This window comes from Rhodococcus sp. P4_C10, from assembly GCF_056402135.1.
In genome coordinates, this window is record NZ_JBFUHZ010000005.1 from 52,208 (window position 1) to 75,516 (window position 23,309).

At 69.7% G+C, this 23,309-nt stretch carries 27 protein-coding genes and 2 pseudogenes; 17 read left to right on the forward strand and 12 right to left on the reverse strand.

Annotated elements, in window-relative coordinates; genetic code table 11:
- Positions 1-66 precede the first annotated feature (66 nt).
- From hisD to AC1DWC_RS03840, 14 genes are all read left to right on the forward strand, one after another.
- Positions 67-1,404: a histidinol dehydrogenase gene (gene hisD / locus AC1DWC_RS03775; protein ID WP_477906234.1), complete on the forward strand. Its 1,338-nt coding sequence runs from the start codon at positions 67-69 to the stop codon at positions 1,402-1,404.
- Positions 1,401-2,549 carry a histidinol-phosphate transaminase gene (locus tag AC1DWC_RS03780; protein WP_477906235.1) on the forward strand — a complete coding sequence of 383 codons (1,149 nt, stop codon included), beginning with the start codon at positions 1,401-1,403 and terminating at the stop codon, positions 2,547-2,549. The genes hisD and AC1DWC_RS03780 overlap by 4 nt, the downstream gene beginning before the upstream one ends.
- Positions 2,546-3,160, forward strand: coding sequence for an imidazoleglycerol-phosphate dehydratase HisB (gene hisB, locus AC1DWC_RS03785; protein ID WP_477906236.1), 615 nt, complete (start codon positions 2,546-2,548; stop codon positions 3,158-3,160). Before AC1DWC_RS03780 ends, hisB begins: the two co-directional genes overlap by 4 nt.
- Before the next feature lie 79 nt (positions 3,161-3,239).
- Positions 3,240-3,395, forward strand: a complete 156-nt coding sequence (locus AC1DWC_RS03790) for a hypothetical protein (protein WP_477906237.1) — start codon at positions 3,240-3,242, stop codon at positions 3,393-3,395.
- Between the two features lie 56 nt (positions 3,396-3,451).
- A complete protein-coding gene (locus AC1DWC_RS03795) occupies positions 3,452-4,576 on the forward strand; it encodes an MFS transporter (protein WP_477906345.1) in 1,125 nt (374 codons plus the stop codon).
- Entirely contained in the window at positions 4,573-5,202 is a 630-nt protein-coding gene (gene hisH / locus AC1DWC_RS03800) for an imidazole glycerol phosphate synthase subunit HisH (protein WP_477906238.1), read from the forward strand. The genes AC1DWC_RS03795 and hisH overlap by 4 nt, the downstream gene beginning before the upstream one ends.
- The gene (locus tag AC1DWC_RS03805; protein ID WP_477906239.1) at positions 5,199-5,453 is read left to right on the forward strand and encodes a hypothetical protein; all 255 of its coding nucleotides are present in this window, start codon (positions 5,199-5,201) and stop codon (positions 5,451-5,453) included. Before hisH ends, AC1DWC_RS03805 begins: the two co-directional genes overlap by 4 nt.
- A gap of 18 nt (positions 5,454-5,471) precedes the next feature.
- Positions 5,472-6,206 (forward strand): bifunctional 1-(5-phosphoribosyl)-5-((5-phosphoribosylamino)methylideneamino)imidazole-4-carboxamide isomerase/phosphoribosylanthranilate isomerase PriA, encoded by a 735-nt coding sequence (gene priA / locus AC1DWC_RS03810; RefSeq protein ID WP_477906240.1) that lies wholly within the window; start codon positions 5,472-5,474, stop codon positions 6,204-6,206.
- 4 nt (positions 6,207-6,210) lie between these two features.
- A complete protein-coding gene (locus AC1DWC_RS03815; RefSeq protein ID WP_477906241.1) occupies positions 6,211-7,011 on the forward strand; it encodes an inositol monophosphatase family protein in 801 nt (266 codons plus the stop codon).
- A 6-nt stretch (positions 7,012-7,017) separates the two neighbouring features.
- The gene (gene hisF / locus AC1DWC_RS03820) at positions 7,018-7,791 is read left to right on the forward strand and encodes an imidazole glycerol phosphate synthase subunit HisF (RefSeq protein WP_477906242.1); all 774 of its coding nucleotides are present in this window, start codon (positions 7,018-7,020) and stop codon (positions 7,789-7,791) included.
- Complete coding sequence (hisI, locus tag AC1DWC_RS03825; protein WP_477906243.1) at positions 7,788-8,132, forward strand: phosphoribosyl-AMP cyclohydrolase; 345 nt, start codon at positions 7,788-7,790, stop codon at positions 8,130-8,132. The genes hisF and hisI overlap by 4 nt, the downstream gene beginning before the upstream one ends.
- Positions 8,133-8,305: 173 nt before the next feature.
- Entirely contained in the window at positions 8,306-9,394 is a 1,089-nt protein-coding gene (locus tag AC1DWC_RS03830) for an SMI1/KNR4 family protein (RefSeq protein WP_477906244.1), read from the forward strand.
- A 140-nt stretch (positions 9,395-9,534) separates the two neighbouring features.
- Entirely contained in the window at positions 9,535-10,188 is a 654-nt protein-coding gene (locus tag AC1DWC_RS03835) for a DsbA family protein (protein ID WP_477906245.1), read from the forward strand.
- Positions 10,163-10,801, forward strand: a complete 639-nt coding sequence (locus tag AC1DWC_RS03840; RefSeq protein WP_477906246.1) for a vitamin K epoxide reductase family protein — start codon at positions 10,163-10,165, stop codon at positions 10,799-10,801. The genes AC1DWC_RS03835 and AC1DWC_RS03840 overlap by 26 nt, the downstream gene beginning before the upstream one ends.
- 147 nt (positions 10,802-10,948) lie before the next feature.
- On the opposite strand, the gene AC1DWC_RS03845 is transcribed toward AC1DWC_RS03840, so the two are convergent.
- The 3 genes from AC1DWC_RS03845 to AC1DWC_RS03855 form a co-directional block, all read right to left on the reverse strand.
- Positions 10,949-11,608, reverse strand: a complete 660-nt coding sequence (locus AC1DWC_RS03845) for a TetR/AcrR family transcriptional regulator (RefSeq protein ID WP_477906247.1) — start codon at positions 11,606-11,608, stop codon at positions 10,949-10,951.
- A gap of 117 nt (positions 11,609-11,725) precedes the next feature.
- On the reverse strand, positions 11,726-13,204 hold the full coding sequence (locus tag AC1DWC_RS03850) for an MFS transporter (protein WP_477906248.1): 1,479 nt from the start codon (positions 13,202-13,204) through the stop codon (positions 11,726-11,728).
- Between the two features lie 101 nt (positions 13,205-13,305).
- Positions 13,306-14,508, reverse strand: a complete 1,203-nt coding sequence (locus AC1DWC_RS03855; RefSeq protein ID WP_477906249.1) for a DUF1214 domain-containing protein — start codon at positions 14,506-14,508, stop codon at positions 13,306-13,308.
- A 188-nt stretch (positions 14,509-14,696) separates the two neighbouring features.
- On the opposite strand from AC1DWC_RS03855, the gene AC1DWC_RS03860 reads away from it, so the two are divergent.
- Positions 14,697-15,050, forward strand: coding sequence for a YidH family protein (locus tag AC1DWC_RS03860; RefSeq protein ID WP_477906250.1), 354 nt, complete (start codon positions 14,697-14,699; stop codon positions 15,048-15,050).
- Positions 15,047-15,367, forward strand: coding sequence for a DUF202 domain-containing protein (locus tag AC1DWC_RS03865; protein WP_477906251.1), 321 nt, complete (start codon positions 15,047-15,049; stop codon positions 15,365-15,367). Before AC1DWC_RS03860 ends, AC1DWC_RS03865 begins: the two co-directional genes overlap by 4 nt.
- Before the next feature lie 197 nt (positions 15,368-15,564).
- On the opposite strand, the gene AC1DWC_RS03870 is transcribed toward AC1DWC_RS03865, so the two are convergent.
- The 3 genes and pseudogenes from AC1DWC_RS03870 to AC1DWC_RS03880 all read right to left on the reverse strand — a co-directional run.
- Positions 15,565-16,851: an MFS transporter gene (locus AC1DWC_RS03870; RefSeq protein ID WP_477906252.1), complete on the reverse strand. Its 1,287-nt coding sequence runs from the start codon at positions 16,849-16,851 to the stop codon at positions 15,565-15,567.
- A 102-nt stretch (positions 16,852-16,953) separates the two neighbouring features.
- Positions 16,954-17,439 (reverse strand): SRPBCC family protein, encoded by a 486-nt coding sequence (locus tag AC1DWC_RS03875; RefSeq protein ID WP_477906346.1) that lies wholly within the window; start codon positions 17,437-17,439, stop codon positions 16,954-16,956.
- A gap of 18 nt (positions 17,440-17,457) precedes the next feature.
- Positions 17,458-17,757, reverse strand: a pseudogene (locus AC1DWC_RS03880) (ArsR/SmtB family transcription factor); the annotation flags it as partial.
- Between the two features lie 57 nt (positions 17,758-17,814).
- Between AC1DWC_RS03880 and AC1DWC_RS03885 the strand changes: the two are divergent.
- Positions 17,815-17,901, forward strand: a pseudogene (locus AC1DWC_RS03885) (TetR/AcrR family transcriptional regulator); the annotation flags it as partial.
- 187 nt (positions 17,902-18,088) lie between these two features.
- On the opposite strand, the gene arsA reads toward AC1DWC_RS03885, so the two are convergent.
- From arsA to AC1DWC_RS03915, 6 genes are read right to left on the reverse strand one after another with little or no spacing between them, the layout of a single operon-like run.
- Positions 18,089-19,861: an arsenical pump-driving ATPase gene (gene arsA / locus AC1DWC_RS03890; protein WP_477906253.1), complete on the reverse strand. Its 1,773-nt coding sequence runs from the start codon at positions 19,859-19,861 to the stop codon at positions 18,089-18,091.
- 15 nt (positions 19,862-19,876) lie between these two features.
- Positions 19,877-20,284, reverse strand: a complete 408-nt coding sequence (gene arsD, locus AC1DWC_RS03895) for an arsenite efflux transporter metallochaperone ArsD (RefSeq protein WP_477906254.1) — start codon at positions 20,282-20,284, stop codon at positions 19,877-19,879.
- Complete coding sequence (locus AC1DWC_RS03900; RefSeq protein WP_477906255.1) at positions 20,281-20,718, reverse strand: arsenate-mycothiol transferase ArsC; 438 nt, start codon at positions 20,716-20,718, stop codon at positions 20,281-20,283. Before AC1DWC_RS03900 ends, arsD begins: the two co-directional genes overlap by 4 nt.
- A gap of 16 nt (positions 20,719-20,734) precedes the next feature.
- Complete coding sequence (locus tag AC1DWC_RS03905; protein WP_477906256.1) at positions 20,735-21,145, reverse strand: arsenate reductase ArsC; 411 nt, start codon at positions 21,143-21,145, stop codon at positions 20,735-20,737.
- Positions 21,146-21,174: 29 nt separating this feature from the next.
- Complete coding sequence (gene arsB, locus AC1DWC_RS03910; protein WP_477906257.1) at positions 21,175-22,254, reverse strand: ACR3 family arsenite efflux transporter; 1,080 nt, start codon at positions 22,252-22,254, stop codon at positions 21,175-21,177.
- Positions 22,251-22,637 carry an ArsR/SmtB family transcription factor gene (locus AC1DWC_RS03915; RefSeq protein WP_477906258.1) on the reverse strand — a complete coding sequence of 129 codons (387 nt, stop codon included), beginning with the start codon at positions 22,635-22,637 and terminating at the stop codon, positions 22,251-22,253. Before AC1DWC_RS03915 ends, arsB begins: the two co-directional genes overlap by 4 nt.
- Positions 22,638-23,309: the final 672 nt, after the last annotated feature.

The window sequence follows — 23,309 nt, forward strand, 5'->3', positions numbered from 1 at the left end:
TCGGTGAAAATGAGTAGCAACTATCCTGGATAATCGACACAAACCCATCCTTTCGAAGGGACCCTCATGCCTGCCCGCACCGAGCTCGCCCGCGTCGATCTCCGCGGTCGAACCCCCACCACCGCCGAACTCCGAGCGGCGCTGCCCCGAGGTGGAGTGGACGTGGACGCGGTGCTGCATCAGGTCCGCCCGATGGTCGAGGCCGTGCGCGACCGCGGCGCCGAGGCGGCGCTCGAGTTCGGCGAGAAGTTCGACGGCGTCCGCCCCGACACCGTGCGGGTCCCCGCCGCCGAGCTGGCCCGCGCCCTCGACGAGCTCGACCCGGCCGTGCGGACGGCGCTCGAGGTCGCCATCGAACGCACCCGCAAGGTGCACGCCGACCAGCGCCGCACCGACACCGTCACCGAGGTGGTGCCGGGCGGCACCGTCACCGAGCGGTGGGTGCCGGTCGACCGCGTCGGCCTGTACGTGCCCGGCGGCAACGCGGTGTACCCGTCGTCCGTGGTGATGAACGTGGTGCCGGCGCAGGCCGCGGGCGTCGAGTCCCTGGTCGTGGCCTCGCCGCCGCAGGCCGCGTTCGGCGGGCTGCCGCACCCGACCATCCTGGCCGCGGCGCAGCTGCTCGGCGTCGAGGAGGTGTGGGCGGTCGGCGGCGGTCAGGGCGTCGCGCTGCTCGCCTACGGCGGCACCGACACCGACGGCGCGGAACTGGCGCCCGTGGACCTGATCACCGGGCCGGGCAACATCTACGTCACCGCGGCCAAGCGGCTCTGCCGCGGCATGGTCGGCATCGACGCCGAGGCCGGCCCCACCGAGATCGCGATCCTCGCCGACCACACCGCCGACCCGGTGCACGTGGCCGCCGACCTGATCAGCCAGGCCGAGCACGACGTGCTGGCCGCCAGCGTCCTGGTCACCACGTCCACCGAACTCGCCGACGCGGTGGACGCCGCGCTGACCGCCCAGCTCGAGCTGACCAAGCACCGCGAGCGGGTCGCGACCGCGCTCGCCGGCACCCAGTCCGGCACCGTGCTGGTCTCCTCGATCGAGGACGGCCTGCGGGTGGTCAACGCCTACGCCGCCGAGCACCTGGAGATCCAGACCGAGAACGCCGCCGAGGTGGCCGGCCGGGTCCGCAGCGCGGGCGCGATCTTCGTCGGCGCGTGGTCGCCGGTGAGCCTGGGCGACTACTGCGCCGGCTCGAACCACGTGCTGCCCACCGCCGGCTGCGCGCGGCACTCGTCCGGCCTGAGCGTGCAGACGTTCCTGCGCGGCATCCACGTCGTCGACTACTCGGAGGCGGCACTCAAGGACGTCTCCGGTCACGTCATCACCCTGGCCAACGCCGAGGACCTGCCCGCGCACGGCGAGGCCGTCCGGCTCCGCTTCGAGGCGCTCAAGTGAGCGCGGCACCGGGCGGGGACGCCCGGCTCGACCAGTTGCCGATCCGTGAGAACCTGCGGGGGAAGTCGCCGTACGGGGCGCCGCAGCTGACGGTTCCGGTGCAGCTGAACACCAACGAGAACCCGCACCCGCCCACGCAGGCGTTGATCGACGACGTCGCCGAGTCGGTGCGGGAGGCCGCACGCGAGCTGCACCGCTACCCGGACCGCGACGCCGTGGCCCTGCGCACCGACCTGGCGGCGTACCTCGCGCGGCAGACCGGTGTGCCGGTGACGGTCGAGAACGTCTGGGCCGCAAACGGTTCCAACGAGATCCTGCAGCAGCTGCTGCAGGCGTTCGCCGGGCCGGGCCGCAGCGCGATGGGCTTCGTGCCGTCGTACTCGATGCACCCGATCATCGCCGACGGCACCGACACGCAGTGGCTGCCGGTCTTCCGCGGTGCGGACTTCGCGCTGGACGTCGACGCGGCGGTGGCGGCCATCGCGGACCGCCGCCCCGACGTCGTGTTCGTCACCAGCCCGAACAACCCGACCGGGCACAGCGTCGGCATCGCCGACCTGCGCCGGGTGCTCGACGCCGCCCCCGGCGTCGTGATCGTCGACGAGGCGTACGCGGAGTTCTCGGAGGCGCCGAGCGCCATGACGTTGATCGACGAGTACCCGGCCAAGCTCGTGGTGACCCGGACGATGAGCAAGGCGTTCGCCTTCGCGGGCGGCCGCCTCGGCTACCTCGCGGCGGCGCCGGCGTTCATCGAGGCGTTGCTGCTGGTGCGGCTGCCGTACCACCTGTCGGTGGTCACCCAGGCCGCCGCGCGCGCGGCCCTGCGGCACGCCGACGAAACCCTCGGCAGCGTGCACGCGCTCGCGGCCGAGCGGGTGCGGGTGTCGAAGGCCCTCGCGGACAGCGGATTCCACGTCATCCCGTCGGATGCCAACTTCGTCCTGTTCGGCGAGTTCACCGACGCGGCCCGGGCCTGGCAGGCCTACCTGGACCGCGGGGTGCTCATCCGCGACGTCGGGATCCCCGGCTTCCTGCGCGCCACCGTCGGACTCGCCTCGGAGAACGACGCCTTCATCACGGCCAGCGACGAACTCGCGGCCACCGAACTGGCAGCCGCCTCACCCAGCACAGGAGACAATCGATGACCGACCGCATCGCGAAGGTCGAACGCACCACCCGGGAGTCGAGCATCTCCGTCGAGTTGAACCTCGACGGGACCGGCATCGTCGACATCTCCACCGGGGTGCCGTTCTTCGACCACATGCTGACGGCGCTCGGCAGCCACGCCAGCTTCGACCTGACGGTCAAGGCGGAGGGCGACATCGAGATCGAGGCGCACCACACGGTGGAGGACACCTCCATCGTGCTCGGCCAGGCGCTCGGTCAGGCGCTCGGCGACAAGAGGGGCATCCGCCGCTTCGGCGACGCGTTCATCCCGATGGACGAGACGCTCGCACACGCCTCCGTCGACGTCTCCGGCCGCCCGTACTGCGTGCACACCGGCGAGCCGGACCACATGCTGCACAGCGTCATCGGCGGGTACCCGGGGGTGCCGTACGCGACGGTGATCAACCGGCACGTGTTCGAGTCGCTCGCCTCCAACGCGCGCATCGCGCTGCACGTGCGGGTGCTCTACGGCCGCGACCAGCACCACATCACGGAGGCGGAGTTCAAGGCCGTCGCCCGCGCGCTGCGCGAGGCCGTCGAGCCGGACCCGCGGGTGACCGGCGTGCCGTCGACCAAGGGCGCGCTGTGAGCGGAGCCCGCGGAGCGAATCAGAGAGGGCTAGTGAGCGGAGCCCGCGGAGCGAAGTTGAATTTGGGAGGGATGTAGCCGTGGGCGGAGACGCACTGATCTACATCCTGTTCCTGGCGGCCGGATTCCTCGGCGGCGGCGCCTACTCGCTGTGGAAGGTCAACAAGTTCGCCTCGGGCGTGCTGCTGGCCATGGCGGTCATCGCGGCGGTCGGCGGAATCCTGCGGTTGGTCTAGTGCCTGCCGGGACAGCCGGGCTGCTCCGCACACCCGGGTTGCCGGTCGCACTGCTGATGGGCGCCACCACCTTCGGCGGCTGGTCGTTGCTGTTGCCGGTGGTGCCGTTGGCGATCTCGCGCTCGGGTGGCTCGGACGCCCTGGCCGGGGCGAGCACCGCGATCTTCATGGCCACCACGGTGCTCACCCAGTTGGCGGTGCCCGCGCTGCTGCGGACCTGGGGGCACCGCTGGGTGCTCGCCGTCGGCTGCCTGCTGCTCGGGGCGCCGGCGCTGGCGTTCCTGCTCTCCACCGATCCGGTTCCCGCACTGGCGATCTCCGCGGTGCGCGGGGTCGGGTTCGGCCTGGTGACGGTGGCGGGGAGCGCGCTGATCGCGGAGCTCGCGCCGAAACGACTGCTCGGCCGGGCCACCGGCGCCCAGGGCATCGCCGTGTCCGCGTCCCAGATGGTCGCGCTGCCACTCGGTCTGGCGCTGTTCGGCGGCGGCCACGAGTCGGTGGTGTTCGTGCTCGGCGCGCTGGTGCCGTTGCTGTCGATCGTCGCCGTCGTGGCGTTGCCGTCGATCCCGCGGGCCCACGGCGGGCCCGGCGGGGTGCGTCGCCTGCCCGTGAGCGTGCTGCTGGCGCCGTGCCTGGCGATGCTGATGGTGGCGTCCGCGTACGGCGGGGTGTCGAGCCTGCTGCCGATCGCGGTCGGGGACCGGGCGGCGATCGCGGGTGTCGCGCTCGCGGTGGTCAGCGGCGCCATCCTGGTGGGACGTTACGGCGCCGGGGTGCTGGTCGACCGGATCGGCCTGGGCCGGATCATGGTGCCTGCCTTGGCCTGTGGCGCGCTCGGCGCCGCGCTGTTTGCGCTCGGGGTTCAGGACGGCGGCCGGGTGCCGCTGCTGCTCGCCGGGTCCGTGGCCTTCGGCATCGGGTTCGGCGCGGTCCAGAACGAGGCGCTGGTGACGCTGTTCGCGGCGGCCGGTCCGGCCCGTTTCGGTGCGGCGAGTGCGGCCTGGAACATCAGCTACGACGCGGGCACCGGGATCGGCGCGCTCGTGCTCGGCGTGGTCGCCGGGATTGCGGGCTACCCGTGGGTGTTCGCGGTCGCCGCCGCCGGCATCGTGGCGGTGATTCCGGTCGTGCTGGGCCGGACGATTCAAGCGGCGCCGCGGGCCGATAGAGTCGAGCCATGACCTCCGTCGCCCTCCTCGACTACGGCTCCGGCAACCTCCACTCCGCGCAGCGGGCCCTCGCCCGCGTCGGCGCGGACGTCGAGGTGACCTCCGACCCGAAGGTTGCCCTGGCCGCCGACGGCCTGCTGGTGCCCGGCGTCGGCGCGTTCGGCGCCTGCATGGAGGGCCTGCACGCGGTCCGCGGCGAGCGGATCATCGGCCAGCGCCTCGCGGGCGGCCGGCCGGTCCTCGGCATCTGCGTCGGCATGCAGATCCTCTTCGAGCGGGGCGTCGAGCACGGTGTCGACGTCGAGGGCTGCGGGGAATGGCCCGGAACCGTCGAGCGCCTGCAGGCCGACGTGCTCCCGCACATGGGCTGGAACACCCTCGAGGCGCCCGCGGACAGTGTGTTGTTCGCCGGCATCGACGCCGACACCCGCTTCTACTTCGTGCATTCGTACGCGGTACAGAAGTGGGAGATGGACGTCCCGGAGGTGATCGCCGCGCCGAAGCTCACCTGGGCCGACCACGGCGGACGGTTCCTGGCCGCAGTCGAGAACGGCGCGCTCTCGGCCACCCAGTTCCACCCCGAGAAGTCCGGGGACGCCGGCGCCACACTCCTGGAGAACTGGGTCCGCAGTCTGTGAGTGCGCCGCGGGGCGGTCGCGGGCTCTCGTTCGGGTGGCTCGCGCTGCTCTCGCTCGGCAGCGCGGCCACCGTCCTGCTGGTGGCGACGATCCTGGTCGCGGTGCTGCGGCCGGGACCGGGAATCGGGCTGGTCATCGTGCTGGTAGGGGTCGTCGGCGCCATCGCCGCGATGGGCCTGGTGTCCACCCGGCTCACCCGCCGCGCCCTCGACGAAGCCGACGACGACCCGGGGACCGGCCCGTCGGCGTGACGCACTAGGGTTGGCGCAGTGAGCCTGGTCCTTTTGCCTGCTGTTGATGTCGTCGACGGACAAGCCGTCCGCCTCGTTCAGGGGGAGGCAGGCAGCGAGACCAATTACGGCTCGCCCCGCGACGCCGCCCTCGCCTGGCAGAACGCCGGTGCCGAGTGGGTGCACCTGGTGGACCTCGACGCCGCCTTCGGCCGCGGATCCAACCGCGACCTGCTCGTCGACGTGATCGGCGAGCTCGACGTCAAGGTGGAGCTGTCCGGCGGCATCCGTGACGACGAGACCCTCGAGGCCGCCCTGGCCACGGGCTGCGGTCGCGTCAACCTCGGCACCGCCGCCATCGAGAACCCCGAGTGGTGCGCGAGCGCCATCGCCCGGTACGGCGACAAGATCGCCGTCGGGCTCGACGTGCGGCACACCGACGGCGGTTACCAGCTGCGCGGCCGCGGCTGGGTGACCGAGGGCGGCGACCTGTTCGAGACCCTCGCCCGCCTCGACCGCGAGGGATGCGCCCGTTACGTCGTCACCGACGTCTCCAAGGACGGCACCCTGACCGGCCCGAACCTGGACCTGCTCGCGCAGGTGTGCGCGGTCACAGACGCCCCGGTCGTCGCCTCGGGCGGCATCTCCGTGCTCGACGACGTCATCGCGATCGCCGCTCTGACCAGTCAGGGTGTGGAGGGTGCGATCATCGGCAAGGCGCTGTACGCGGGCCGGTTCACGCTGCCCGAGGCCCTCGCCGCGGTCGCCGGTTAGTCCGGTGACCCCCGCTCGGCTCGACGAGCTGCTCGCGGTCGCCTCCGCCGTCCTGGACGGGGTCAGCGAGCGGTTCGTCGCCGGGGTGGGGGCACCGAGCGCGGTCGACAAGGGGCCGCGCGACTTCGCCACGGCCCTGGACCTCGAGCTCGAACAGCGCATCGTCGCCGAACTGACCGAGCGGACCGGTATCCCGGTGCACGGCGAGGAGTTCGGCGGCCCGGAACTGGCGACCGGCACCGTCTGGGTGGTCGACCCCATCGACGGCACCCTGAACTACTCGTCGGGTCTGCCGACCGCGGGCATCCTGCTGGCGCTGCTGCGCGACGGGGTCCCGGTGCTGGGGCTGACCTGGCTGCCGATGCTCGGCCGCCGCTATGCAGCCACCGCGGACGGCCCGGTCTTGTGCAACGGAATCCCGGTCGCGAGACTGGAACCGGCACGGCTGACCGACTCGCTGGTCGGGCTCGGCGCGTTCAACGTGGACGGGCGCGGACCCATCCCGGGCCGGCTGCGGGCGGACGTGCTCGAACAGCTCAGCCGCACCTCGCGCCGGATCCGGGTGCACGGCAGCACCGGGGTGGACCTGGCGTTCGTGGCGGCCGGAGTGCTCGGGGCCGCGGTGGTCTACGGGTACCACCCGTGGGACAACGCGCCCGGGGTGGCGCTGGTGCGGGCGGCCGGCGGGGTGGTGACCGACCTGGACGGCGCGCCCTGGCATCTGGGTTCCGGCTCGGTGCTGGCGGCGGCTCCGGGCGTGCACGACGAAGTACTCGAGATCTTGCGAACGGTGAAGGAAGGCTGACGAACGATGACGGTGGCGGTGCGGGTCATCCCGTGTCTGGACGTGGACGCGGGCCGCGTGGTGAAGGGCGTCAACTTCGAGAACCTGCGTGACGCAGGCGATCCCGTGGAGCTGGCGGCGGCGTACGACGCGCAGGGTGCCGACGAGCTGACGTTCCTGGACGTGACGGCGTCCACCTCCGAGCGCGGGACCATGCTCGACGTGGTCACCCGCACCGCCGAGCAGGTGTTCATCCCGCTCACCGTCGGCGGCGGCGTGCGGACGGAGCAGGACGTGGACCGGCTGCTGCGCGCGGGCGCGGACAAGGTCAGCGTCAACACCGCCGCGCTCGCGCGGCCGGAGCTGCTTCGCGAGCTCAGCGCCCGGTTCGGCTCGCAGTGCATCGTGCTCTCGGTCGACGCCCGCACCGTGCCCGAGGGCCAGCCGCCCACGCCGTCGGGCTGGGAGGTGACCACCCACGGCGGTCGCCGCGGCACCGGGATCGACGCCGTCGAGTGGGCGCAGCGCGGCGCCGAGCTCGGCGTGGGGGAGATCCTGCTGAACTCGATGGACGCCGACGGCACCAAGGTCGGGTTCGACCTGCGGATGATCCGCGCCGTGCGCGCGGCCGTGCACGTCCCGGTGATCGCCAGCGGCGGCGCCGGCGCGGTGGAGCACTTCGCGCCCGCCGTGCAGGCCGGCGCGGACGCGGTGCTCGCGGCCAGCGTGTTCCACTTCGGCGACCTGACCATCGCCGAGGTCAAGACCGCCATGCGCGGAGAGGGGATCACCGTCCGATGAGTCTGGATCCCGCGATTGCCTCGCGGCTCAAGCGAAACGACGCCGGCCTGTTCAGTGCCGTCGCCCAGGAACGCGCCACCGGCGACGTGCTGATGGTGGCGTGGATGGACGACGAGGCGCTGGCCCGCACGCTGGAAACCCGTAAGGGTACGTACTACTCGCGTTCGCGCCAGCAGTACTGGGTCAAGGGGGAGACCTCCGGGCACACCCAGTACGTGCACGAGGTGCGCCTCGACTGCGACGGCGACAGCGTGCTGCTGATCGTCGACCAGGAGGGCGCGGCCTGCCACACCGGCACGCACACCTGCTTCGACACCGACGTGCTGCTCGCCCGCCCCTGACGTCCAGGCGGCGATACTCGCACCCTCGCTCGGCGCCCGCCTGCATCCGGGACGAACGCCTTCTACAGCGCACGCGCCGACTCGCTCGGCGCGCTCCGCCTGGTGCTCGACCCGAACCGCGGCGCATGGCGACTCGTACCGGCTCGGTCCGCCGAGCCTGAAAGGACACCCGCGTGAGTGTGAAGGACGTCAGTTCTGCCGGACCGGACGGCCGTCGGGCCGACGGGTTCACGCGCACCACAGGGCATTTCGACGGCGTCGACTTCGAGGGCTTCTGGGACGACGGCGAGTACTCGCGGGAGAACTACGTCGAGGCCGCGCCGACCGACGAGCTGATCGCGTCGATCGAGGCGGAGTTGGGCGGGTACCGGCTCCCGGACTCCTACGTGGAGTTGGCTCGGATGCACAACGGCGGAATGGTCGCGCGACCCTGCTTTCCGATGGACACGTCGACGAGCTGGGCCGAGGACCACATCCAGATCAGCGGTCTGTATGCGATCGGCCGTACCGCGACGTGGTCGCTGTGCGGGGAGCTCGGCTCGACGTTCCTGCGGGACGAGTGGGGGTACCCGGACATCGGCGTCGGTGTCGCCGACACCCCGAGCGCCGGGCACGAGCAGATCATGCTCGACTACCGTGCCTGCGGCCCGCACGGCGAGCCTCGGGTCGTCCACGTCGACCAGGAGTTCGACTACCGCATCACCGTGGTCGCGCCCGACTTCGCGACCTTCGTCCGCGGCCTGGTGGGCGAGGACGAGTTCGACGACGCGGAGGAGACGTTGCAGGCCGATCTCGCGACAGTGCGGCACGGTACGTTCTCGCCGATCCTCCGCCGCGCCCTGGAGGCGGCGGGTCTGCCGGACGGCGGGGTGCTGATCCGCGCTCTCGCCGAGCGGATCGTCACGGAGAAGGGGTTTTTCGCGCTCCACGCGGACGGCGACTCGTGGCTGATGTACGACGTCCTGTTCTGGCTCTACTCACACCTGACCACCGCAACGTCGTTCGAGGACTTCGCGAACCGGGCCGAGGGGCAGGACGACTACGAGCGGCCCTGCTACACCCTCATGATCACCACATCGTTCGTCGCCGACCCGTACGGATTCTGCACTGGAGGGTTCGCGGAAGGGTTCCTGCGGGACTGGTGGGACGCGAAGGTGGAACGCGGGAACATCATCGCCGCCGCCGACGGCGGGTACCGGGTCGCCGCGGAGTATGCGACGCAGGTTCTCCGGGTCCTGCGTGCCACTGCAGGGATGCCGTGAGGGGTGACGGGATCGCGGACGTGTTCACCGTCGTCAATCGGCCCGAGTGCGTCGAGAAGCTCAGTGCTCGCTAGCATGGCGCCCATGCCCGCTTCGCCTCGTTTGTCTGTTTCATCGCACCCGACGCCACGGGTGGACCGATGACCCGCGGCGTCAGGATCTCGCTGGCGTTGGTCGTGGTCTTCGTCCTGGGGCTCGCGGCGGTGCTGCTGGTCGGCCGCTCGGACACCGGGGGCGAAGACAGTGCCGGCGGTGGTGTCGACGCCGCGACGGTGGTGCGCCCGGACAGTCACCGGCTCTCCTCGGCGCCGGACGGCAGCGTGACGTTCGTGGAGTTCCTCGACTTCGAGTGCGAGGCCTGTGCGGCGGCGCACTCGTCGATCGAGGAGCTGCGCGCCGAGTACGGCGACCGGGTGAGCTTCGTGGTGCGCCACTTCCCGATGCCCGGGCACTTCAACGGCGAGCGGGCGGCGCGGGCCGTGGAGGCCGCGGCGCAGCAGGGCAAGTTCGAGCAGATGTATCAGCGGATGTTCGAGACGCAGACCGAGTGGGGCGAGCAGCGGATCCCGAAGGACGACGTCTTCCGGGGCTTCGCCGCCGACCTGGGGCTGGACCTGGTGGCCTTCGACGCCGCCTACGCCGACCCCGCGACCGCGGCGCGGGTCGCCGCCGACGTCGCCGACGGCGAGCTGCTCGGGGTGCGGGGCACCCCGACGTTCTTCGTCGACGGCCAGCGGGTCGACGCCTCGTACCACCAGGACCTCGTCGATGCGCTCGACGCCGCACTCGGCTGAGGCGCCCACCGTCGCCGAGTCACCCGACGGCGCACCTTTCGAGCGGTCGCTGCCCTGGCTGCTGCTGATCGGCGGGCTCGTCGGTGCGCTCGCCTCGTTCGCGCTCACGGTCGAGAAGTTCGCGCTCGTCGCGGACGCGAGCTACATCCCCACCTGCAGCCTGAACCCGGTCCTCAACTGCGGCTCGGTGATGGAGACCACGCAGGCGTCGGTGTTCGGGTTTCCCAACTCGCTGCTCGGCATCGCCGGGTTCTCGGTGGTCGCGGCCACGGGAGCCGGGCTGCTCGCCGGTGCCCGCTTCGCCCGCTGGTACTGGCTGGGCCTGCAGGCGGGGGTGAGCGCGGCGGTCGTGTTCGTGCACTGGCTGATCGTGCAGAGTCTCTACGTCATCGGTGCCCTGTGCCCGTACTGCATGGTCGTGTGGGCGGTGACCGTCCCGATCTTCTGGTACGTCACGCTGCGCAACCTGTTCCACGGCACGCTCGGTGGACAGGTGCGTGCCGACAGGGTGTTCGCGGGCGGAAGCCACCTGGTGCCGGTGACGGTGTGGTTCCTGATCCTCTTCGGCCTGATCGCTCACCGGTTCTGGCCGTACTGGTCCAGTCTGTTGTAGCCCGGCAAGTCGCGCAGTCAGCACAGGCGCGCGGKCCGGGAGGGGGGCCGGCGGACCGCGCGCCTGTGCCATTTCAGCGACCCGGCGCCGGCTCGTGAGGGGCGAGACCGTCGGTGGCCGGGCGCGTATTGGGGTGGTGACAGCAGTTCAGCCCGTAGTGGTGAATGAAGTGGTGATGAGTGCGGCCATCCGGGTGAGCGCCGCGACCTCGTCGGGACCGACCAGTCGCTTTTGTGCCTCCGCGCGGCAGGCGACACCGAAGAACGAGTCGTAGATGATCTCGGCCGCGGTTTGAGCGGTTCTCGGGTCGTCGTCGTCGCGGAGGTCGGCAATTGCTTGAACAAGTGGCTGCAGGAGTTGCGCGCGCATCGCTGCGAGTTCGTCGGGGAACATCATTTCCCACCGATATGTGTGGAGCAGGATTGCTCGATACCCCTGCGTCGCATCCCGGGTGTACGGGAGGACGATCGCTCGCACCCATGCGTCGACACGGTCGAGCGGTGTGCTGGCCGCGGACATCTGTTCGACCGCGTAGCGGGTCCTCGCGGTGGTGCCGTCTTGCAGAACGGCGATGATCAGCGCTTCCTTCGAGTTGAAGAGCCGGTAGAACGCGCGCGTTGCGAGACCCGCTCGCTCGAGGATTGCGGCGACGGGCGGATCCACTTGACCGGTTTCGGCGATGAGGCTGCTGCAGGCGTCAATGAGGCGCTGCGCCTCCGTGAGGTATTCGTCGCGCTGCCGGCCGAACAGTCGATCGACGGCGGCGGTGGCGATGGGGTTGACAGCACCCTGGTCTGCGGAAGTCACCGTGTCTGTCCTCATGGTTGTGGCGAAATTACCGTTCTCGAAGTCGAGGATAGCTATACCGGTATGCCGCGAGGAGCGGCGGCGAATTGCTGGCGGGGAATCTTCGCCGGACGCTGCTCAGCGCGGTTCGGCACCCCCCGTCGCGGGGGCTCGGCCGTGCCGCATTCGCACAGCGACAGCGAGGCCTGCGAGGCCGACCACCGCCGCGAGGATGAAGGAATGCTGGAATGCCGTGTCCGTGTAAGTGATTCGTCCCGTTTTGGGGTTTTGGCTCGCGATGTTCTGTGCCATGACGACGCTGAGGACGGTCACCGCGATCGCATTGCCGAGCTGGGCGACCACCCCGAGCATGGCCGCGCCCACCGCACTCTGCTCGGCAGGCACAGCGTCCATCACCAGGTTCGGTCCGGACGCGTAGTACAGCCCCATTCCGATGCCGAAGACCGCGGAGATCGCCATGACCTGCCAACGATGTTCGGGCAGCGCCGCGGCGGCTACCAGGCCGGTGATCATCGCGCAGACGGCACCGATGAGTGTCAGCCGGGCGCCTCTCCGGCGCGCAACGGCGCCGCCGAGGGGTCCGCAGACCATGGTGAGCAAGCCGGTGGGAAAGGTCCACAACGCGAGTGCTGTCGCCGTCAGCCCCACGCCGTACGTGATCCCGACCTGGGCCGGGGTCTGCAGCAGCTGTGGCATGAGGAGCCCGTACCCGGCGATCATGAACCCGATGAACAGGTACGCCACCAGGGTGGAACGCAGCGCACCGCCGGCCAGCAGTCGGAGGTCGATGGCGGGCGACGTGACGCGTAGCTCCCAGGCGACGAACGCGATGAGCAGCCCGGCGGCGCCGATCAGGGTCACGAGCGTCCCGCTGCTGACCCATCCCCATTTGGGTCCCTGACTGATTCCGACCAGGGCCATCCCGACCCCCGAGCCGAGCAGTGCGACTCCGAGTAGATCCAGGCGCTGATGCTGTCGCAGTGAGGACTCGGGCACGAGCACCGCCACCACCGGGATCAGCAGCACGGCGTAGCCCAGCATGAACCAGAACAACGACTGCCAGCCGTGGTTGTCGATGAACCAGCCGGCGACGAACGGCGACGCGAGCGAGCTGACGCCGATTCCGGCGGCCACGGTGCCGAGTGCGACCGGGACCCACCGACGCGGGAAGGTGTCGCGGACGAGCGCATAGGCCACCGCGACCATTCCGCCCGCGGTTCCCTGGAGCGCCCGGCCGGCCAGCAGCATCGGGAACGAGTCCGCGGTCGCGCAGATGAGGGAGCCGACGGAGAAGAGCGTGGCCAGGATCAACAGCACCCGCTTCTTGCCGTAGGTGTCGGCGAGTTTGCCGACCAGCGGCAAGCTGACAACGGCGACCAAACTCACAATCGTCAGGACCCAGCCGAGATGCAGGGTGCGGAAATCCTGTGTCATGTGTGGAATTGCCGGATACACCAGGGTGATTTCCATCGGCGCGAGCTCAGAGATGAGCACGATGAGCGCAAGCGCCGCACCGTATCGCCAGCGCTGCTGCCGACTGATCGGCGGATCGTCGCCGGGTTGTGGGGGAGGTCTGTTGGTCGTGGTCTCAGTCATGTCGATCTCGATCCAGTAAAGCGGACCCGATAACCCGATCTGTCAGGGGCGTGTAGGTTCGCGCAGTTCTTCGGTTGGGGGGATCCCGGAGGCAGTCGGTACTAGTGACTGTTGCGTAGATGTGCGGACCGGCGGCGGAGCCGAATCTGCTCCGTGCGCTCGGCAGGGGTCACGGTCGGCGTTTCCGAGGGCAGGTACTTGCGCACGTCCGCCAGGGGCACGAGCCGCATGGTCGGATTCGGCACGCTGTCGGTCAGCAGTAGGCGGCCGTTGATGGTGCCGTGGGTGTGCCCGCCGGTGTCCAGCCAGTTCGGTACACCCGGGTCCTGGTGGGAGATGACCGCGCGGAAGACGCCGTCCTCGTCGAGCCGGGCCTGGGAATGATTGAGTGAGGACTGGCGAGAGAACCAGTTGACGGTCTCCCAGTACCAGTTCCCGGTACCGAAGCTCCAGTAGTGGCACTTCGGCGGCTCGAACTCGAGGATCACGGCTTCGTCGGGCGCGCACTGGAAACTGCCCATGCCGTAGGCCTGGTTCTGGAAGCCACCCCACGCGCTGTCACTCAGCGGGGTGAACGTCAGGGAATTCGCGGGAGCATTCAGGGACAGCTTGCACATGTGGTCCCAGTACGCCCCGGCCTTGTCCAGCCAGCGGACAAGGCGCTGGGCACGCGCCTCGACATCGGCCTCCGACAGCGGTGCGGGCGGCGGGTAGACGGCGTCCACGCACTCGATCACCAGGTTGGCCGGGCGTTCGGTCGCCCAGTCGCTGAACACCTGTCGAACGCACAGCGAGCCCGCCTCGGCGTCGATCGTCAACCAGTTTCCGGTGTAGCCGGCCGGCCGCTCGGGGCCGAGGAGCAACTCGAACGTGCCGTCGCTTCCGGCTGTCAGGGTGCGACTGTCGATGTTCGAGTTGATCCGGTAGTCGGGTGCCTCGCAGAAGTGCGGGGAGTGGACCTGAATGTCGAAGTAGTGGGCAGTTCCCCGGTCGCCGTGGATCCGGTAGGTGCGGTCACCGCTGACCGCGGCGAGGGTGTAGATCACGTCGGGGTTGTCGATGCCCCAGCTGCAGGTGGTGTCGGCCCAGCGGCCGAACTCCGGATAGCTGGGATCGGCCAGTTCCATGCTCAGGAGGGCGCCCGCCGCCAGGTACCGAGTGGCGAAGCGCAGGCCCTCCGCCCGCAGCAGGGGCGTATCGGTGTTCGGGTCGTCGAAGACGATGGTGCGCCCGAACTGACGCCATGCCTCGCCCACCTGATCGAACAGGGCGCCCGAGCGAACCGACTCCACGCGTTCCGTCATGCTGCCTCCTCCATGTTTCTGTGATGCCTCTCACTCGGAACCCCCGAGCGCAAATGCAATACTCAGAGTTGAAAACGTCATTGTCAACCCCCTTGTCCGCCTCCGCGGACCGGCAGGGAGAGATTCCTGGTACCTGGCGAAGGCCCAGGTAGAGGCCCTTGTCGGGGGAGTCGAGAGAAGGAGTCACGGTGTCGCCGGAAGAAGCGGGTACCGAGGAACGCGAACCTGACTACCGATTCACGCTTGCCAACGAACGGACGTTTCTGGCGTGGATACGCACCTCGCTGGGGCTGCTCGCCGGCGGCGTGGCCGTCGATCAGCTCGCCGTCGGGTTCCACAATCCGGGCGCGCGCATGGCTCTCGCGCTGAGCTGCATCGGCCTCTCCATCGCGCTTGCCGGCGGTGCGTTCTCGCACTGGCGCGCGGTCCAGAAGGCGATGCGCCGCGAGGCGCCGCTGCCGAATTTCGGCCTCATCCGCGTCCTGGCCGCCGGGACATTCGCCGTCGCGGCGCTGGCAGGCGCGGCGGTCGTGTTCTCATGAGTGCGCAAGCATCGAGTGACCGTGGTCTCCAGGTGGAACGAACGGCACTTGCCTGGCGCCGAACTGCGTTGTCCGCCACCGCTGTTGCAGCCGTGGTCGTCGTGCATGGAGCGGCGGGCCGTGAGTGGGGCCTCGCGGCCTTGCCGTTCGCCTTCGCCGCCTGCGCGAGCTTGGTCGTCGTGGTCGTCAGCCTGGTGAGGGCACGCCGGCGGCGCGACGACGTCAGCGAGAACCCGCGGGCGGTCGCCGTTGTTTCCGTGGCAATCCTGTGTGCTGCGCTGTCGGTCGGCGTCGTGATTGCCGGCGTGCCGCGATGAGTTCGGCTCAGGAACCCGATCGGCCCGGTGGCACGGGTCGCGGCACGAGGTCGAGAACGGGCTGACGACTGTCCAGGTCGCGGCTGATACCCCAGTGGATCGCCGCCCCTGACGGCGCCGAGCCTCTCGAGGCCCTCACGTCGCCGGCCACGATCGCCTCGATGGGCCTGCGGCCACCCGAAGGTCGCGTGCGCCGACTACCGTGGCGCGCCGTCGGTGACCGTTTCGTTCGCCGGTGCTGGTGCTGATCCGGTCTTCGCCTTCACTCTGGCCGACAGGGCCAGGGCGGGCACGATGCTCAGCGCGATCACCCCGCCGGTGACGGCGAGGACGGTGTAGTCGGTGGCCGCGACGATCATCCCGGAGGTCAGGCCGCCGCCGGCACCGGCGACGGCGATACACAGATCGACCGTGCCCTGGGTGCGGGCCCGGGTGGACAGTGGGACTTCGTCGGTGATGATCGTGGTGCCGCTGACCAGACCGAGGTTCCAGCCGAGGCCGAGCAGGCCGAGAGCAAGAGCAAGGCCGGCCACCGACGACGCGGGCACCGTGGCCGCGGTGACGCCGGCGGCGAGCAGGGTGAGCGCCGAGGCGCCGGCGACCGGCCGGGGTCCGAAGCGGTCGACGAGCAGCCCGGACACCGGGGACGGTAGGTACATGGCGCCGACGTGGACGGCGATGACCATCCCGGCCGCGCCGATGCTGTGACCGTGGTGCTGCATGTGGATCGGGGTCATCGTCATGATCGCGACCATCACCAGCTGGGTCACCACCATCACGGTGGCCCCGAGAACTACGGCCGGGGACCAGGTCCGCGCCGCCGCCGGGGCGGTCTCGCCGGCGGCCGGGGCGGCGGTGTCGGCGGCGGCCAGGGTCCGCGCCAGCAGGAGCGGGTCCGGTCGCAGCAGCACCCAGAGCACGAGCGCTGCGAGGGCGTAGGCGGCGGCGGAGAGCACGAACGGCCCGGACAACGCCGGGATGCCCCACCGGGTGGCCAGATCGCCCATCGCGGTCACCAGGTTCGGGCCGACGACTGCACCGACGGTGGTGGCCACCAGAACCGTGCTCACCGCCCGGCCTCGGTGGTGCGCGCTCGCCAGATCCGCTCCGGCGTAGCGGGCTTGCAGGTTGGTCGCGGTGCCCGCGCCGTAGACGAACAGGGCGAGGAACAGCAGGGCGACGTTGTCGAGGACGGCGGCCGCCACCACGCCGAGGCTGCCCAGGGAGCCGGCCGCGTAACCGAGGGCCAGTCCCGTCCGGCGGCCGAGGCGCTGGGAGATGCGTCCGACGATGACCGCGGCTGCGGCGGAGCCGATGGTGAACATGGCGCTGGGCAGCCCGGCGAGGCTGGTGGTCTCGAGCATGTCCTGCGCCAGCAGTGCCCCGACCGTGATGCCGGCGGCGAGCCCGGCGCCGCTGAGCACCTGGGCGGCGACCAGGACCGCCAGCGTGCGGCGCTGCTGCGGGATCTGCTGCGAACTCATCGATCACCTCGGAGGTTCGGGGGGGTGGTGGGCCCGCACAGCGCTCGGCGAACACGTGCCCGGGTGAGCGGTCGACGTCGATGCTGGTCGTGATCGGCGCTGTCAGTGCTGCTCGCCTTCGACGGCGTCGCTGTAACGCTGCAGGTAGAGCGGCCACCCGGCGTCGTGCCCGACGCCGTCGCGGACGGCTTCCCAACCCTCGCCGTGCCGCTCCAGGTTGCGGTGCTCGAGCTCGACTCGGGTGCGATCGGCGGATTCGGCGATGAACCGCACCTCCACCTCGCTGGTCTTGTCCGGGTCGGTCTCGATCTGCCAGTGCCCGTTGATGTCCCAACTGAACACCACCCGGTCCGGCGGCTCGTAGGCGAGCACCCGTGCCCACCGGCATTCGCTGCCGTCCACACCGCGGTCGTAGATGTGGCCGCCCGCTCTCGGTTCGAACACGGTCTCGGCGATCGGGACCGCCATGATGTTGTGCTCACGCGGCTTGATCGCATCGAATCGCTCGACGAACAGCGTGAACGCGTGCTCGAGCCCTGCGTTCACCACGATCTGCTGTTGCACCGGTTCGGCGTGTGTCTGTGTCATGACCACTCCTGCGGGTTGTTCGACCGCGTCCTTGTAGGCGGTCAGGGCCTGTGCCCAGAACCGGTCGAGCTGCGTGCGCAGCACGCCGATGCCGGCCGGGTCGAGGTGGTAGATGCGGCGTGTGCCGACGGCCCGGTCGCGGACCAGCCCGGCGTCCTTGAGCACCTTCAGGTGTTGCGAGACCGCCGGTCTGCTGATCGGCAGCTCGCGGGCGAGTTCACCGACCGCGCACGGTCCCTCGGCCAGGCGCTCGAGGATCGTGCGTCTCGTTCGATCGGCGAGCGCGCCCCATTCGTCTCCAGCTTGGTAAGTGTCTACGAACGGTAAGTTTTCGCTTACGAAGAGTGGTTGTCAAGAGGCCGCAAACCCTTGTGAGGTGCGCTCGAATGCCTCCCGGACCGCGGCTGCGCGCAGACGTCCTCACGCGACATCGCCCGGGCATTCGGGGCGAACCTGGCCTCGACATCGTCTCGCGAAATCGAACGTGAGCCCGGGATGTGAAGCGCTGAATAAGACTGTGGCACAGTTCTTCTTATGCCACTGGCGCTTGTGTATGACCGGTCATTGACCGTGACCCCGTGGACGGGCTGCGGCCCCCGCGGCTCGTGGCACAACGGCCGGGGCCGGCCTGCGTAGGACCCCGGGAAGCTCACTCGACAGCGGCGCCCACGACGCTCAGCGCGTTCAGCGTCGCGGCTCCCACGGGCTCCTTGGCGAGTGCCGGGACAACCGCATACCTGTTCGTGTGATCGGCAATGGCGGCCAGTTCACTGACTTCGGCTGCGGCGCGGCGCTCGAGCAGTGCAGAGGTCGGGTGGGCGGCGGCGAGAGAGTTGTTGACCACCCAGGCCCACGGGTGAATTCCGGCGCGTTCGAGGTCAGCTTGTAGGCCGGCGGCTTCGAGGCGGGGAGTGGTTTCGGCGAGGGTGACCAGGATGACCTTGGTCTCCTGCGGGTTCTGCAGTCGCATCAGGGGCGTGGTGAAGTTCGTGTTCTCGCCCATCTGCCTGGCGATTTCGCGGTGGTAGGAGCCGGTGGCGTCGAGCAGGAGCAGGGTGTGCCCGGTCGGTGCGGTGTCGACGACGACGAACTTGCGTCGCGATTCGTGGATCACCCGCGAGAAGGCCTGAAAGACAGCGACTTCCTCGGTGCACGGGGACTTCAGGTCCTCGGCGAGGCTTGCGCGGCCCTGCTCGTCCAGGGCAGCGCCCTTTGTCGTCAGGACGCGGTCGCGGTACTGTGCGGTGGCCTCGGCGGGGTCGATGCGCGAAACCTCGAGGCCGTCGACGCTGCCGTCGAGGGTGTCGGCAAGGTGTGCGGCGGGGTCGGTCGTGGTCAGGTGCACCCGGTGGCCACGCTGAGCAAGGGCAACGGCGATCGCGGCGGCCACGGTGGTCTTGCCGACCCCGCCCTTGCCCATGCACATGATGAGACCGTGGTCGCCGGCGGCGAGCTCGTCGACCAACCTCGACAGCGGCGCATCGGCCACCTCGAGCCCCTCGGCGCTCGGAGTCGGGGTTTCGTCCGCCGCCGCGGAGTCCGCGTTGAAGAGGGAGTCGAGTGCCGCGACGCCGACCATGTTGGTGGGCTTGAGTTCGACCTCGTCGACGGGCAGCATCCGAAGGCTCGCCGGCAGCGCGTCGAGGACGGACTGTTCGCGGCGGTGGATCGCAGTTTCGAGTACATCGCGCCCATCAGGGGTGGGTAGGACACCGTTGACGACGACGTACTGGTGGGTGAGCCCGATGTCGGCGAGTTCGGTGTGGGTGCGGGCGATCTCGGCGATCGGCGCCCGCTGTGCACGGGTGACCAGGACCAGGCGGGTGCGGTTCGGGTCGGCGAGAGCGGCGACAGCATCGGCGTAGATGGTGCGCTGCTTCTCGAGCCCGGCGAGCGGTCCGAGACAGGAGGCGTCGCCCTTGCCGTCGTCGAGGAAGTCGGTCCACGATCCGGGGAGCTGGAGCAGACGGATGGTGTGGCCGGTCGGGGCGGTGTCGAACAGGACGTGGTCGAACCCTGCCGTGACGCCGTCGGCGTCGGTGAGCAGCGCGGTGAACTCGTTGAACGAGGCGATCTCGGTGGTGCACGACCCGGAGAGCTGTTCGGTGATCGAGGCGACCTCGGCGTCGGGCAGCAGACCGCGGACCGGGCCGACGATGCGTTCACGGTAGGCGTCGGCGGCCTGTTCCGGGTCGATCTCGAGCGCGGACAGCCCCGCGACGGCCGGGACCGCGGTGATGGTGTTGCCGATGGTCAGGCCGAACACCTGTCCGACGTTCGAGGCCGGATCGGTGCTGACGAGCAGAACCTTGCGGCCGGCGCGGGCGAGGGTGATCGCCGAGGCGCAGGCGATGGAAGTCTTCCCGACCCCGCCCTTACCGGTGAAGAACAGGAAGCGGGGCGGGTCGTCGAGAAACTTCATGTCAGACGGTCCTTTTCAGCAGCAGTTCGAGTTCGCGGCGTCGTCGCCGCAGCAGGAGCCGGCATCGCCGGTCTCGGTCAGGCCGAGCATCGTGATCCCGGTCGGCGCAGCGACGGGGGTGTCGATTCCGGCCCATTTCGCGAGCTGGGCCCGGCCCGGGTAGCGGCCGGTGACCGCGGTGACGCCGTCGACGAGGACCAAAGGCAGCCCCTCGGAGCCGGACAGCTTGAGGAACGCCGCGACCGAGTCACGCTGCGCGAAGGCCATCGGCTCGCTGGCCAGGTTGAACCGGGCGATGTCGCCGCCCTGGGATCGGAGCCAGTCCATGTCAGCGGAAAACGTGAGAAGCGCCTGGTCGACGTCGTCTCCGCAGACGCCGGTGTTGCAGCACAGGGCGGGTTCGAATACTTCGATGGTGCTCAAAGGATCTCCTGTTGTTCGGCGGCCGACTCGTTCTGGAGGCGGGCTGCGAGGTCGGTGACGCGGGCGGCGATGTCGTCGCGCACGAGGCGCATGCGGTCGATACCGTCGATCCCGCGTTCGGACGGTTCGGCGGTGTCCCAGTTCTCGAACAGGGTTCCGGGCACCGGTTCGACGTGCGCCTCGCGGCCGAGGGTGACCACGACGTCGACATCCCGCACGAGCTGCGGGTCGATGAGCGTCGGGGTCTCGTCGGTGACGTCGACGCCTACCTCGAGCAGGGATTCGGCGGAGAGGGCATTGACTGCGGTGCCGGGTTCCGTTCCGGCCGAGTACACCTCGACGCGGTTACCGGAGGCCTTGCGCATCAGGCCCGCAGCCATCTGCGACTTGCCGCCGTTCTTGACGCACACGAACAGGACTGAGGGCCGGGTCATCGAAGGGTTCCTCGGGTCAGGCGGTCGCGGGGGCGAGTTCGGCGATCAGGGCTTCGACGCGGGAGCGGATCTCGTCACGGATCGGCCGGACCGCCTCGACGCCCTTGCCTGCGGGATCTTCGAGAGCCCAGTCGCGGTAGCTGACTCCGGGGAAGACGGGGCAGGCGTCGCCGCAACCCATGGTGATGACCACCGTGGAGGACTCGACGGCGTCGAGGGTGAGGATCTTCGGTGACTGAGCGGAGATGTCGATGCCGGCCTCGGCCATCGCCTCCACCGCGGCGGAGTTGATCGTCTCCGCGGGTGCGCTGCCGGCGGAGCGGACCTCGATCGAATCTCCGGCGAGGTGGGCGAGGAACCCGGCGGCCATCTGGGAGCGGCCGGCGTTGTGGACGCAGACGAACAACACGCTCGGTGTCGTGGACATGAACGGTCCTTTCGGGGAGGGAAAGTCGGTCAGGCGGGTACGGGGGTGCTGGTGAAGCGCTTGCGCAGTGCCAGGGAGACGTAGACGAGGCCGACCAGGACCGGGACCTCGATGAGCGGGCCGACCACCCCGGCGAGTGCCTGTCCGGACGCGGCGCCGTAGGTGGCGATGGCGACGGCGATGGCGAGCTCGAAGTTGTTGCCCGCCGCGGTGAACGCGAGGGTGGTGGTGCGTTCGTAGCCGAGCCCCAGCGCGGCGCCGAGAGCGTAGCCGCCGCCCCACATCACCGCGAAGTACACCAGCAGCGGGATCGCGATGCGGACGACGTCGAGGGGCTCGGAGGTGATCTGGTCACCCTGCAGCGAGAAGAGCACGACGATCGTGAACAGCAGCCCGTACAGTGCCCACGGCCCGATCTTCGGCAGGAACTTGGACTCGTACCACTCGCGGCCCCTGGCCTTCTCGCCGTAGCGGCGGGAGAGGAATCCGGCGAGCAGTGGGATGCCGAGGAAGATCAGCACCGACTTCGCGATCTGCCACGGCGACGTGTCGATCGTCGTCTGCTCCAGGCCGAGCCAGCCCGGCAGGACCGAGAGGTAGAACCAGCCGAGGACGGCGAACATGATCACCTGGAACACCGAGTTGATCGCGACCAGCACGGCCGCGGCCTCGCGGTCGCCGCAGGCGAGGTCGTTCCAGATGATCACCATCGCGATGCAGCGGGCCAGGCCGACGATGATCAGCCCGGTCCGGTACTCGGGCAGATCGGGCAGGAAGATCCAGGCGAGGGCGAACATCAGCGCAGGCCCAAGCACCCAGTTCAGCACCAGGGAGCTGATCAGGAGCTTGCGGTCGCCGGTGACGGTGTCGAGGCGGTCGTAGCGGACCTTCGCCAGCACCGGGTACATCATGATCAACAGCCCCAGCGCGATCGGCAGCGAGATGCCGTCGATCTGCACCTTCTCGATCGCGGTGTTCAGACCGGGAATCCAGCGGCCGAGCAGCAGGCCGGCGACCATCGCGGCGCCGATCCAGACGGGCAGGTAGCGGTCGAGGGTCGAGAGCTTGCCGACAACGGCGGGGTGCTCGGTGGTGGTCGTCTCGCTCACGCCGTTGCCTCCACGCACGCTTCGGACGGGACGGCGGGTGCGCTCTCGGTGATCAGCACCGCCGAGAGCTGCTGCAGCGCAGAGGGGATCACCCAGTAGTAGACCCAGGTACCGCGGCGCTCGCAGGCGAGCAGTCCGGCCTCGCGCAGCACCTTGAGGTGATGGGAGATGGTCGGCTGTGACAGGTCGAAGGACTCGGAGATGTCGCAGACGCAGGCCTCGCCGCCGGCGTGGCTTGCCACCAGGCTCAGCAGGCGCAGCCGCACCGGGTCGCCGAGCGCCTTGAACATCCGGGCCAGGTCACCGGCCCAGTCCTCGGTCAATGGTTCACGCACCAGCGGCGAGCAGCACACACCGCTCTCCGGTACCACTTGATTCGACATGCTTCGATATTGACAGGTGTCGATTCAGGGCGCAAACGAACATCCGAGCTGCCGCGGGTGTTTCTCGTGCTGCCCCTTGCTCTAGTCCTGCCCGACCAACTGGCGGTCGCCGCGGTCGTCGTGGTCACCCAGGCGCTCGTCGAGGTCGTCGGCATGGTTGTCTACGTCCGGTTGGTGCCGCGTCTGCTTCCCGCGGCCACAGGTCGTTCCCCCGCAACGAGCTCGCCGCCCTCACCGTCCGGAACTCGGTGCTGCAACACGTGGGCGCCGCAGCCTGGGATGTTGCGTCCGTTCGATCCGTCGCCGGGGATTCGAACTCGTTGGGGTTGGTCATGGTGACTCGTTGTTCCGTGGGGATGGGCATCAGATCAGACGGAGGAGATCAAGAATGGACGCACTGGCGGAGACTTGTGGAGGACAGTCACGGGCGAAGCTGGCGAATGTCCGCCGCGTTGTGCCGGTCACGGGCTTCGCTGTTGCGTCGACGCAACAGCGACCATTGGCGGCAGCCGCAGCCCACCACGGGGTGAACACCACTCCGGCCTGCCGCGGTGACCGCGACTCTCTGCTCTACCCATCACCAGCGCAGCGAGATCGAAGCGCTGAGCGGGTGGTCGACACAGCCTCGCGAAATCGAACGTATCCTCACGCTGTGAAGCGCTGAATGGGACT